This is a genomic window from Pedobacter nyackensis (genome assembly GCF_900176505.1).
In the GTDB taxonomy this organism is placed as follows: domain Bacteria; phylum Bacteroidota; class Bacteroidia; order Sphingobacteriales; family Sphingobacteriaceae; genus Pedobacter; species Pedobacter nyackensis.
The window spans coordinates 108,509-120,994 of the sequence record NZ_FWYB01000016.1 but is presented as its reverse complement, the minus strand read 5'-3'; the positions used below and the strand labels follow the sequence as shown (position 1 = coordinate 120,994).

Annotated in this window: 9 protein-coding genes; 8 read left to right on the top strand and 1 reads right to left on the bottom strand. The window is 39.1% G+C overall.

Features of this window, described 5'->3' with window-relative positions; all coding sequences use genetic code 11:
- Position 1 precedes the first annotated feature (1 nt).
- The 4 genes from B9A18_RS21390 (at position 2) to B9A18_RS21375 (ending at position 5,426) form a co-directional block, all read left to right on the top strand.
- Entirely contained in the window at positions 2–1,543 is a 1,542-nt protein-coding gene (locus B9A18_RS21390) for a DUF4998 domain-containing protein (protein ID WP_084291589.1), read from the top strand.
- 196 nt (positions 1,544–1,739) lie between these two features.
- Positions 1,740–3,275, top strand: coding sequence for a putative Ig domain-containing protein (locus B9A18_RS21385; protein ID WP_084291622.1), 1,536 nt, complete (start codon positions 1,740–1,742; stop codon positions 3,273–3,275).
- On the top strand, positions 3,272–3,757 hold the full coding sequence (locus tag B9A18_RS21380) for a hypothetical protein (protein ID WP_084291588.1): 486 nt from the start codon (positions 3,272–3,274) through the stop codon (positions 3,755–3,757). The genes B9A18_RS21385 and B9A18_RS21380 overlap by 4 nt, the downstream gene beginning before the upstream one ends.
- Entirely contained in the window at positions 3,747–5,426 is a 1,680-nt protein-coding gene (locus tag B9A18_RS21375; RefSeq protein ID WP_084291587.1) for a glycoside hydrolase family 28 protein, read from the top strand. Before B9A18_RS21380 ends, B9A18_RS21375 begins: the two co-directional genes overlap by 11 nt.
- Positions 5,427–5,451: 25 nt before the next feature.
- Here B9A18_RS21375 and B9A18_RS21370 read toward each other — a convergent pair whose 3' ends face one another.
- On the bottom strand, positions 5,452–5,940 hold the full coding sequence (locus tag B9A18_RS21370) for a hypothetical protein (RefSeq protein ID WP_084291586.1): 489 nt from the start codon (positions 5,938–5,940) through the stop codon (positions 5,452–5,454).
- A 146-nt stretch (positions 5,941–6,086) separates the two neighbouring features.
- Here B9A18_RS21370 and B9A18_RS21365 point away from each other — a divergent pair, with 146 nt between their 5' ends.
- The 4 genes from B9A18_RS21365 to B9A18_RS21350 all read left to right on the top strand — a co-directional run bounded on the left by B9A18_RS21365 (position 6,087) and on the right by B9A18_RS21350 (position 12,479).
- Entirely contained in the window at positions 6,087–7,094 is a 1,008-nt protein-coding gene (locus B9A18_RS21365) for a FecR family protein (RefSeq protein WP_084291585.1), read from the top strand.
- 79 nt (positions 7,095–7,173) lie between these two features.
- Positions 7,174–7,686 (top strand): RNA polymerase sigma-70 factor, encoded by a 513-nt coding sequence (locus B9A18_RS21360; RefSeq protein WP_084291584.1) that lies wholly within the window; start codon positions 7,174–7,176, stop codon positions 7,684–7,686.
- A 79-nt stretch (positions 7,687–7,765) separates the two neighbouring features.
- Entirely contained in the window at positions 7,766–8,953 is a 1,188-nt protein-coding gene (locus B9A18_RS21355; RefSeq protein ID WP_159452717.1) for a FecR family protein, read from the top strand.
- Positions 8,954–8,978: 25 nt separating this feature from the next.
- The gene (locus B9A18_RS21350; protein ID WP_084291582.1) at positions 8,979–12,479 is read left to right on the top strand and encodes a SusC/RagA family TonB-linked outer membrane protein; all 3,501 of its coding nucleotides are present in this window, start codon (positions 8,979–8,981) and stop codon (positions 12,477–12,479) included.
- The last annotated feature ends 7 nt before the right edge of the window (positions 12,480–12,486 follow it).

The window sequence follows — 12,486 nt, the reverse complement described above, 5'->3', positions numbered from 1 at the left end:
TATGAAAAGAAATATATACATAGGGTATATCCTTATATTCACGCTGATAAGTAGCTTATTTTCTTCCTGTAGCAAAATGGATGATAATTATGCTGTATTTATAAAGGATGGTGAAAAGAAATACACCGGGAAGGCAGAGGGGTTGCAGGCAATGTCAGGGAAAAACCGTGTAAAATTATCATGGGTCCTGGTCTCTGATCCCAAAATCGAAAAAGCCAAAATCTACTGGAATAATAGAGCGGACTCTTTAATTCTACCCATTCAAAGGACAGATAATAATCAGGTAGTTGAAGTAGTTATTTCTGGCTTATTGGAGAATGCTTATACTTTTGAAGTCTTTACTTATGATAAGGAGGGGAACAGTTCTATAAAGTCTGAAATTATTGGTACTGTTTATGGTGAGAATTATGCTGCTTCAATATCCAATAGACCAATGGAACGGGCAGAGTATGATTCTAGCAATGGAAACGCGACTATATTTTGGTACGGTGTTAATAATCAGGCAGAGATTGTAGAAGTGAAGTATACCACTCAGGCAAATATCGAAAAGGTTGTACAGTTCAAGAAGATTCCTAATCCATTTAATCCTTCACTTCCGGATGTTTGGGCAAGTTCTAATGTCTTAGAGAATTATAAAAAGGGTACTTCATTTTCTTTCAGGACCGTATATAAACCAGACCCAACTTCTATTGACCTGTTTAATACTGACTATACTGTAGTTTCTGCGGATATGATCACAAGTCCGCTTCTTCCTTCTCCTGAAATCAGTATTAAAGCAGGAAGTACGCTGGTAAGGAAAATTCAGAAATACCGATTGACCGGAGAAGATCAGACTCAATTGGTGTTAACTCCAGGTATCATTGTTTCAGATCTGGCCAGTCAGGTTTTAAGTGCAAATCAATATGCTATAGCTGCTAAAGTTTATCGGGCATATGAATTAACTGTCCCATTAAGTAACGATGCTTTAATTTATGATGGTGATGTTATCGTGTTTTATTATCCAAATGATGAGAGTTATAAAACAAAGGTAGTGGCTTCAGTTTATGCTGAATTTAACTTTGCATTCCAAAAAACAGATGGTATTAATCCGAATGTAACCTTCTCAGCAAATGCAGGAGCAACTAGTTCTAGCGATGTGCCCTATACTGGTGCTGTTCAGGAGCCCTATCTTCAAACTGGAACAGCTTCGTCTACATTGAATGGTTGGGTTGCTATTGCTACTAACCTTACAAGGGCAGGAAAGTATAAAATAAACGTGGTTTATAAACACGGAACCAGAGGTGATACTGAATTGTATTTAGGGTCAATTACTCCGCCAAACAAAATTGGCGAACGATTAGCCACAAAAACAGCAACCAGTCCATTATACTTACAAAATCTTCTAGTTGGAAATACGCTAACAGCAGGGCATAAGCTGAGTATAAAAACAATGAATACGATGAATTTGACACAGGGAGAAAACAAGTTCTTTTTTACCATTTTACCAAATGGAAGTACTTACCAGATCATACTTCAAACCGTACAATTGAGGTTTGTTGAATAACTGAATAAGGAAAACAAAAAAAGGGATTCAAGCGAATCCCTTTTTTTGTTTCATGTCAAGATGATTGACAATTAAGCGTATAAAAGACATTTTTTTCCTTCACGCATTATGTAATTTTATTTTCATTAACCTATGTAAATAATTCGATTTTCGGCGAGTGCTTTCGACATCCGGAATGAAATATAAAAATGTTTTAATGACCTGCTTAAAATCAAGTTTTTCCCGACAAGTATTATCAGTTGCAGTGCTTTTTATGTGCTGTTATGCTCCAGTGGCAATGGCTCAGGATACGTCTGCCGTAATTTTAACGCCTAAGGCTAAGCCGATGCCCCATATAAATGGCCCTAAGGTATTTGGGGTTCGCCCGGGACACCCGATTCTGTTTACCATCCCGGCGTCGGGTGATAGGCCGATGACTTTCTCAGCCAAACAATTGCCTAAGGGGGTTAAGGTAGATGCGAAAACCGGACAAATTTCAGGAGCAATTGCTAAGGCAGGCCGTTACCTCATTCATCTTGAAGCTTCAAATGCTTTAGGTAAAGCCAATAGGGATTTTAAAATAGTAGTGGGAGAAGATATCGCACTGACTCCTCCGATGGGATGGAACCATTATAATATTTATGGCACCAGGATTACCCAGGAACAGGTGTTAAAGCAGGCTAAAGCGATGGCGGCAAGCGGTTTAATCAACTATGGCTGGTCATATATGAATATTGATGATGGCTGGCAGGGGAAAAGAGGCGGTAAGCATTTTGCCATTCTCCCAGATAGCACCCGTTTCCCAGATATGCAGCGGCTTGTGGATGAGGTGCATGGCCTGGGTCTTAAAATAGGTACTTATTCTACACCATGGATTGAATCGTACGGACATCGTATTGGTGGCTCAGCAATGAATCCTGAAGGAAGGTTTGAACGAACAAAAGAAAATGTGGCGCGTAACAAAAAACTATTGCCTTATGCAATCGGGACGCACCATTTTTGGAAAAATGATGCTAAGCAATTTGCCGATTGGGGCTTTGATTATTTAAAGTACGATTGGAATCCGATAGAACTAACCGAGACAAAGGCGATGTATGATGCCCTCAGAAATAGCGGGCGTGATGTTGTATATAGCTTATCCAACAGCACCCCGTTTGAAACTATTGCCGACTTGTCGAAAGTTTCCAATGCCTGGCGTACTGGTGGCGACATCAAGGACAATTGGAAAAGCTTAAAAAGCAGAATTTTTACTCAGGATAAATGGGCGAAGTATGCCCGGCCGGGACACTGGAACGATCCGGATATGATGATTGTGGGAATTGTAGGCTGGAATTCTACTGAGAAATGGCCATCTAAATTAACTCCAGATGAGCAGTATACGCATATGAGTGCCTGGTGCTTAATGTCGGTCCCCTTGCTTTTGGGTAATGACATTGATCAACTCGATGATTTTACGTTTGGTTTGCTTACCAATGATGAAGTGAACGCGGTTAATCAGGATCCTTTGGGGAAACAGGCTACCGTATTGGCAAAGGAGATGGAGGATGGTAGTAAAGCTGCGGGCATGTTTAACCTGGCAGATAATGGAGTACAAAAGGTAACACTAAAGTGGTCTGATCTCGGTATTAAAGGCAAATATATCGTGCGTGATTTGTGGCGTCAGAAGGACCTTGGGACTTTTGAGGGAGAGTTTAGTGCAGATGTGCCCCAGCATGGCGTGTTAATGGTTCGTTTATTTTCAGCTAAACAATGATGATGATGAATAGATTATTGTTAATCCTATTGATGTTAGTGATCGGTATTGGTTGTAAAAACAACTCAGAAGTAGTAAGAATTAATGGCGATCTGATAGGGAAGTGGACTGTCCAATCAAATAGCATGATTTATTTTGATAAGGCGGGAGAAAAGGAATATGAAGAAGCATTAAATCCAACGGGTGTAGCGAAAGATATCAGCTTCATGAAAGGTGCCCGGGCAAAAATTGTAACCCAGGATAGTGCCGACGTTTTAAAGACGCCGTATAGTTTGAAGCAAGAGAATAAAGCAATTTATATAGAATTAGGTGAGACAGATATTTTTGATTGCAGGGTATGGGAACTTACGGAAGTCTCAGCTACTGATATGACCTGGAAAGCGAATTTTAGCAACATTAAGTATGAAGATAAGGATACAGGTGAAATCCTGGAAGCTCCTCAGGCGGAATTGACACTCAAATTTAATAAGTATGATAAATAAAGAATCTTCAGACCATTTGTCTCGTCGTGCATGGATTGGTAGGGTAACAGTGCCTGCTTTAACTGTAGCCGGTGCTGCAATGATCAGCGCCAGAGTACCTGGTGCCGAATCGAAGTCCAGTACTTTTAGTGTAGTAGATTACGGTGCAAAGGGTGATGGTAAAACGTTGGATACGCTGGCCATACAAGCAGCAATTGATGCTTGTAGTTTGGCCAAAGGTGGTACGGTTTTGATCCCAACGGGCGACTTTTTGTCGGGGACTTTGCAACTTAAATCTGATGTGACTTTGCATTTATCCGCAGGAGGAAGGTTGTTGGGGAGTCCGAGAAGAGCAGATTATACAGCAGGAAAAGGTGTTCCTTCGGGCAATGGAAACATTGTTTTTCTATATGCAGTAAATGTAGCGCGATTGAGCATCGAAGGAAAAGGTACCATAGATGGCAATGGTTTGGCCTTTTATAATGGTAAAGGTGACAATACCGGGCCTGGACAAAATGGTGTTGATGGCAATTTTGACCGTCCGCATCTTTTTATTTTTCACCAATGTACTGAACTTCGTCTGCATGATGTTTTTTTACAAGCCAGTGCTTATCACGGTATTCGGCTATTGCAATGTAAACAGGTTTATATTGATGGGGTAAGGATCTATAGTCGTGTAAATAAAAATAATGATGGCTTTCACTTTTTCAGTTGTCAGTATGTGCACATTGCCAATTGCGATGTGCAATGCCAGGACGATGCCTGTGCCTTATTTGGCAGCAATCAATTTGTAACTATTACCAATTGTAGCTTTAGTACGCGCTGGTCTATCTTCCGTTTTGGTGGTGGTGAATCTCAGAATATAGCCATCTCTAATTGCCTCATTTACGATACTTATGGTTGTCCGATAAAGATTAGTGCCGGAAGGGCAAGCATCGAGAACTTTAGTTTTTCAAACATCATCATGAAAAATGTAACCGGACCGATTGGTATTGGCTTTAGTGGGAAAAGTAACAATGGCAACTTGAATACGAATCAGCCGGCCACAAAACCTTATATCCGTAATGTTTCATTTAATGGGATCAGAGCTTCAGTTATAGCTCAACCGGTACCGCATCCCGATATTCATTTTGACCTTAATTACAAGGAAGGTGAAAAAAACTCCTGCATCACCTTAAATGGAATGGACGATCATTATCTTGAAAATATCAGCTTTACTGATGTGCATGTAAAGTATGCCGGTGGAGGTACAGCTGCTCAGGCGGATAAACGCGATGTACCAAAAGTAGCAGCTGAATATTTTGGCGTATGGGACACTACTCCGGGTGGCCCACCTGCTTATGGTTTATATGCCAGAAATGTGAAGGGATTAACCTTACAAAATGTACGTTTCGAGTTTGAAGGTGATGATGCCCGACCTGCGATTGTTTTTGATAATGTGCAGGATGCAGCCATTAACGGATTAAGCGTACAGGGCAGCATGAATGCAGAATCTTTGTTAAGAGTTATGAACTCAAAAGACCTGCTGTTTACGGCCATTCGGGTTTTAACTCCTTGTCAGGCTTTGCTAAGCTTAGAAGGTGCATCAAATGATGGAATTGCTATTGATGGTGGCGATTTAAGAAAAGCAAAAAAACAAGTGATTTATAGAGATGGAGCTCAACAGAAAACACTAAAACTAAGGGTATAGTAAAGGGTAGGGCTTAACCCCAGCCCTACTTACAATCCGTTTTAGTGAATATCATTGAATCGAACTTTAAGGCAGAATGGTTTTTAAAAATCATTTTGCCATCTTTTTCTATCACTTCACCAAAGCCTTCATAAATATTTCCGTCAGCTTTTTTAAGGAAAGCAACTTCTCTTACTGATCTCATGCCTTCTGAATCGAAGGTGTATTCAGCAATAATCGTATCTCCTCTCATTTCACCGGCAATTTTACCTGTGTTGCTGTCTTTCTCAAATAGCTTATAGCTAAGCTCGCCGGTTAGCTCTTCACCTGTTATGTCTATTTTTAGGTTTGCTGTATCTCTGTTTTTGATGTATATATAGCAATCGCTACTTTGGTTTTTAGGATTGGTGGCAGTAAAAGTAGTGTCCACCGCGATTAGTTCAGCAGTGTCTCCAGCCTGCTTGCTTTTGTTCTCATTTGTGCAGGAGGCGGTAATAAGAATAAAAAATGCGGCTGTTAGGATTGAAGCTTTCATATTTGTTTTTATCAGGTTACAACAAAATGCTGTAGATATTGTTTCAAATAATGGTTGATAGTTATGCTTAATTGAGAAATTATATATAATATTGATTCACTAATTTGCTCATTTGAGGACTTTATTTCGTTGTAAAATAGAATAATTTGGAAAACAATACATCACAACCTGGATCGTCTAATGAACCTCCTTTTTATAAGCGCCGGGCTTTTATTTATTTGGCTATAGCTTGCGCCGCCTTAATTACTACCGGGATAGCGGCAATATTCCATAAAAATTATCCGGGTGTAAATTTAAAAAATCTGGCGGCTGAATTGATCAATAATGATGTCCCTCCAGGTGGAAACAAAGCTGTGTTAACACTATCAAGTGGAAAGATGATTATCCTTAATGAGACTGCAGATGGTAAAATTGGAGAAGAAGGGGGACTGGTATTCTTTAAAACAGGGGATGGGCAGCTGCGTTACGAAATGAATACTAATGTTAGGGATCGGCAGTATGGTGGTTTTCATGTTATTTCAACACCCAAAGGAGGTACATATGAAGTCACATTACCTGATGGTTCCAATGTATGGCTCAATGCAGCATCAGAATTTAAATTTCCGGTATACTTTACTTCGATGAAGGAAAGGAAGATTGAGTTAAGTGGAGAGGCTTTCTTTAACGTGATCAGGGATGTTGAACATCCCTTTAAGGTGGTTACAGATAGGCAAGTGGTACAGGTGATAGGTACAGATTTCAATGTAAATAACTATGATGATGAACCAACTGTTAAAACGACACTTTTCGAAGGAGCAATAAGGGTAAGGTCACTTGGTAATATATCATCGCCTACGGAGGTTGCCCTTAAAATAGGCGATCAAGCTATTATTGGCCAAAGATCAATTAATATCAGAAAAGTTGATACAGCTGAAGTTGGGGCCTGGAAAAACCGACTTTTCCTATTTCGTAATCAACCGCTGGAGCGTATTATGAAAAAACTAGCGCGGTGGTATGATGTTGAAGTGGTCTATCAGAATATTGACCATCGTAAGATCTTCTTATCTGGGAAGATTTCACGCTATAAACATCTTTCTGATGTTTTAAAGCTTTTGGAGGTAAATGGACAGGTTCATTTTAAAATCGAAGTAGGAAAGATTATTGTCATTAAATAAAATTTGGAGCTAACCGGAAAGGAAGTTAACCTTGTTTTTTATGTATTTTTGTATTAAATAAGGTTAACTCCAGCGTATCATGTACCAACAGTTTGAGCAGCTTTTTAGGGAACATTATCAAACTTTGTGTTTTTATGCCAATATCGTTACCAGGGATATGGAGGCAGCGGAAGACATTGTGCAGGATGTTTTTGTAAAATGCTGGGCTGCTATTCAGAACGATCATCTTGAAATCCAGCAGGAGCATTATTTGTATCGGTCGGTAAAAAATGCTGCATTAAACTATATCAAAGCTCAAAAGGTAAGAAAAAACTATGCGGATGATTACGAATCCACCCATTCTGAAGCCGATATAGTTAATGATTCATTAATCGCTACAGAAACCAGGCAACGCATTATGAATGCAATAGATCAATTGCCCACTCAATGTAGAAAAGTTTTCCTTCTTTGTGTGCTTGAGGATAAAAGTTATAAAGAAGCAGCAGAGCAGTTAGAAATATCGGTTAATACCGTAAAAACGCAAATGACTAAAGCTTTTTCGACACTCCGACCACAACTTAAGGACCTTACTTTCCTGGTATTCTTTTTATAAAAAGAATAAAAGAGAAAAATATTTCAATTCCGTATCACCCTTTTTTTCTGTTGAGTTGTCATGTTGGTATATGGAGCAGATGAATAGCAACGAAAAAGCGCGTATACAAGAGTTAATGGTAAGAAGTATAACTTCAGGAGAATTGAATTCTGAAGAACAAGCCGAACTAACCACCTGGTTAGCTATGGCTGCTGAAAACCAACAGGAGTATAAGGACCTTATTGCGGTAAAAAATCTTCTTAAGATTGAAGGAACTAAAAAACCTGATACGGATGCTGCATGGGTAAAAGTAAAGCATAGAATTTCTGATGTTCCGGTTCAATTGTTAGCGCCCAAACGGTCATTATCGTGGCTTCGGTATGCAGCTGCAGTTATTATACTGAGTGCAATAGGTTTGGTAATCTATATGGCGACCAATAATAATGAAAAAGCAGAAGCTATTGCTCAAATAATAGAACCGGGGAGAAACCGTGCAGAGCTTGTACTCCCTGATGGAAAACGGGTGAGTCTGCAGAATAAATCGACTCTTGATATTTCTGGAGGAAAGATCGGTCTTGTTGCTACCAATAAAGGAAATATCCTGGTATACAATACTAACTCCGGCCAGAGAGGCTATCATAAGTTGATTGTACCGGATGGTGGAGCGTATGAAATTATTTTGCCGGATAAAACTCATGTATGGGTTAATTCGGGCTCGGAGCTGACCTATAGAGTTGATTTTAGCAACGCTGCCATACGGGAAGTTAAGCTAATAGGAGAAGCCTACTTTAAAGTGGCTAAAGACAAAAAGCATCCATTTATTGTTAAAACTGATCACATGGATGTAGAAGCTGTGGGTACTGCATTTAATGTAGCCGCCTATAAAGGTGCAGACTATGCAGAAGCTACACTTGTAGAGGGGATTGTTAATGTGAGCGATCATATGGGGAATAAGCAACGCTTGTTAGCGGGCTCTAAAATTAGAATTGAGACTAAAAAACCAAATATACTGCCAGCTCTTCAAAAATCTGTGTTGGTTTATAGTGATTATGCCTGGAAAGACGGTGTATTCGTATTCGATAATATGCCATTAGTACAAATTACAGAGAAATTCAGCCGCTGGTATAATATAAAAGTGGTATTTACTAATGATGAAGCCAGACAATTGCGCTTTACAGGATCAATAGAAAAAGACAAAACATTAAATACGGCACTTCAGCTGATCGGAACATCGACCAATGTGAAATTTGAGATCCGAAATGGAACACTGTATATAACTAAACCGTAAAAATCAATCAACTAACCTTTAATTTATGAATCAAATTTTTACTAAAGGTGTGCGTCTACGCCGCTTACCTAGACTTGCCAGACTTTTTTGTCTGTTTTACCTTACCTGCATTTGTGTGCTGCCGGTAAGTGCCTTCGCTCAGGCTGCGAGGTTCACCATATCGGCTAAGCAAATTAGCTTAACAGAAGTTTTTAAAATGATGAAAGAGCAGCAGAAAGGGCTAGATTTTTTCTATAGTAATGATGAGTTTAATGCTGCTAAGAAAATAGACATTAACGTATCTAATGCAACGCTTGATGAATTGATGAAAATTGTGTTAGCCAATAACTACACCTATCAGCTTATAGATAACCATTTGGTAATTAAACCTCGATCAACCAATGATTTGCAAACTGGAGTAAAAGCAAAGGACCAGCGTGTAAGTGGGGTAGTTAGGGCTAAAGATGGTATAGGATTACCTGGGGTTCTTGTAAAAGCAAAGATTGCTAAAACTACTGCAGTTACAGATATAAATGGTAAGTACATCATTCATACTCATGATGATGATATTTTGGAGTTCCATTATCTTGGATTTAAGCCTCAGGAGTTTAGTGTAAAAGGAAAGACGATACTTGATGTCTTATTAACAGAAGACGTTGCTTTTTTAAGTGAGGTTGTAGTTACGGGATATCAAACGTTACAACGTAAAAACACAACAGGAGCTTATGTAGGTTTAGGTAAAGAGGAGTTGACACGTATGAATAATCGTTCGCTTGATAGAGTATTGGAAGGAGCTATACCGGGATTAAGTGTTTATAAGAGTCCTACCGGGGCAAACGATCTTCGCATTAGAGGAGGAAGTTCTTTACGTGCCGGTACTCAGCCCCTTTTTGTAATAGATGGTTTTGTAAGTACCATTCTTCCCGATATCAATGAAATTGAAAACATTACGGTACTAAAAGATGCAGCTGCAGCTGCTGTTTGGGGCTCTCAGGCTTCAAATGGTGTGATTGTTATAACCACAAAAAGAGGAAAGCAAAGTAAATTGCAGATCAACTATTCAGGTAATGTTCGAATAGCAAATCGCCCGGATTATAACGAGCTGAGACGTGCAGATGCGGCAACAGTAATAGATTATCAAAAGGAACAGTTTGATAAAGGTTATATCATTTCGCCAATTTTCGATGGAACAAAATCAGGTTATTCACAATCTATTGGGATTTTTAATGATTATGATAGAAAGGATATTACTTTAGCGCAGCGTGATGAAAGGCTAGCTGCATTAGCGGGCTTATCTAATAGAGATCAAATTGATAACCTGCTATTACGCCCGGCTGTTAGCCAAAGTCATTACATGTCTTTCTCCGGAGGGTCAGATAAAATGCAGTACTTTTTATCAGGAAACTATCAATCTAACTTGGGAGGAGCTAAGGGTAATAAGTCAGATGTTATGACGATAAACTCCAGAAACACTTATACGTTAGCAAGCTATGTGGATTTACGGACGGATTTCGCAATTAACTATTCCTCAGGTAAAAGCGGTTACTCTGATATACAAGGCAATATTAGAAAGTTATTACCTTATCAGATGTTACAGGATGCCGGAGGTAATTATGTTTATGATTACATCAACTTCAATAAAGTAGAAAATGATAGGCTTAAGGGGCTTGGTTATCTGGATAATGGCTTTAATTTGTTAGAAGAAAACCAAAAAGCAAATAATACAAGCAAAGGATGGGGAGTGAAAACAAGAGTAGGTGCCGATTGGAAAATCATCAAAGGCTTAACCATGTCTAATGATTTTATCTACGAACGAACCACCAACACTTTAAGAAATCTTTATGGAGAGAAGGGATACGATGCCAGGACGTTAATCAACCGTTTAACCTCAACAGATGCTGCAAATAAATTGGTGTTTAATATTCCAAAGGGAGATATTTTAGATTTAAATACCTCAACCTATAATAATTATGCATTCCGTAACCAGCTCAATTATATAAATACTTTTAGTAAAAAGCATTACCTAAATGTTGTTGCCGGTTTTGATGTACGTAAGGTTGTAACCGAATCTAATAAGTCCCGTCGTTTAGGTTATAATGATGATTTGTTCAGTTTCCAGAATATTGATGCAAAAGCATTAGCTGCTCCGGGTATTATCTGGTGGGATGGGTCTCGTCAAACCTATAACCCCTCAACTTATGAAGGAATTCTTCCATACTATGACAATCGGGAAGTCTCTTATTATTCTACTTTAGCTTATACTTATGATGACAGGTATACCTTTAGTACTAGCTACAGAACAGACCAATCTAATTTATTCGGTGCAGATCCAAAATTCAAAAGAACACCATTATGGTCTATAGGTGGGCAATGGAACATCAGTAACGAGCATTTCTTTCATTCAAACATATTTAGCAATCTGGGAGTAAGAGCAACTTATGGTCTTACAGGGAACTTTGATAGAAATAGTCAAACTACTACTTACCTGGTAGCCACCCGTTTCTTCAATTCTGTTGCTAATGATTATGTAGCGCGGTTAAGTACGCCGCCAAATCCCAAGCTTCGCTGGGAGCGTTCAGAGACCGTGAATTTAGGTGCCGACGCAGGAATATTGAATGGTCGTTTTTCGGTGTCATTAGATTACTATCATAAATTTAGTTATGATTTGTTGGGTAATCAGGATCTTGACCCTACAGTTGGACTACCATCAGCAATCGTTAACGCAGCAGAGATGCTTAACCAGGGTGTTGAGTTAAGTTTAAAAGCGGGTATTATATCAACCCAAGATTTCAGTTGGACCAGTAACTTCAACCTGGGATACAATAAAAGTAAAGTTACAAGTAATAAAATTACAGATAGTAATCCGGCAATTAACCGTCCTAATAATATAGTCCCCTTTCTTGAAGGTTATCCAAGAGAGTCTGTTTGGAGCTATAAATGGGCCGGATTGGACAATACTGGCCGACCACAGGTTTATGATGGCGCTGGTAACAAAATTTACATTCCTAATGAGGGCTCTCTCATTTATAGCGGTACATCAAGACCAAAGTTTAGCGGAGGCTGGACCAATACTTTTAGATATAAAGGTTTTGAGGCGATGGCATTCCTTGTATTTAACTATGGTCATGTCGTGCGTAGAGAAATGCCTAATATGTATGGATATGATTGGAGTGGTGCATATAACAACCAAGTTGCCCAACGCTGGCGTAAACCGGGGGACGAGTTAACTACAGATATTCCTGCCATTGCCGATATGGTTAACCTAAGCGACAACTATTCAAGGGCTGCAACGTTATCAAGCAATAGCATCGTCAATGCATCATTTGTGAGACTCCGTGAAATACAGTTCGGTTATACCTTTAAACCAATGTTTTTAAAAGGAACACCTTTCAAATCTATTCGGGCGGTTGCACAGATGAATAATCTTTATTTGTTCAAGAAAAATAAATATGGCATCGATCCTGAGGCTATTACTAGTTCGTCAGGCTCTATTTATGTATTGCCTGAACCTTTAACTACTACGTTCGGTCTTAACTTTAGTCTTTAATTAAATT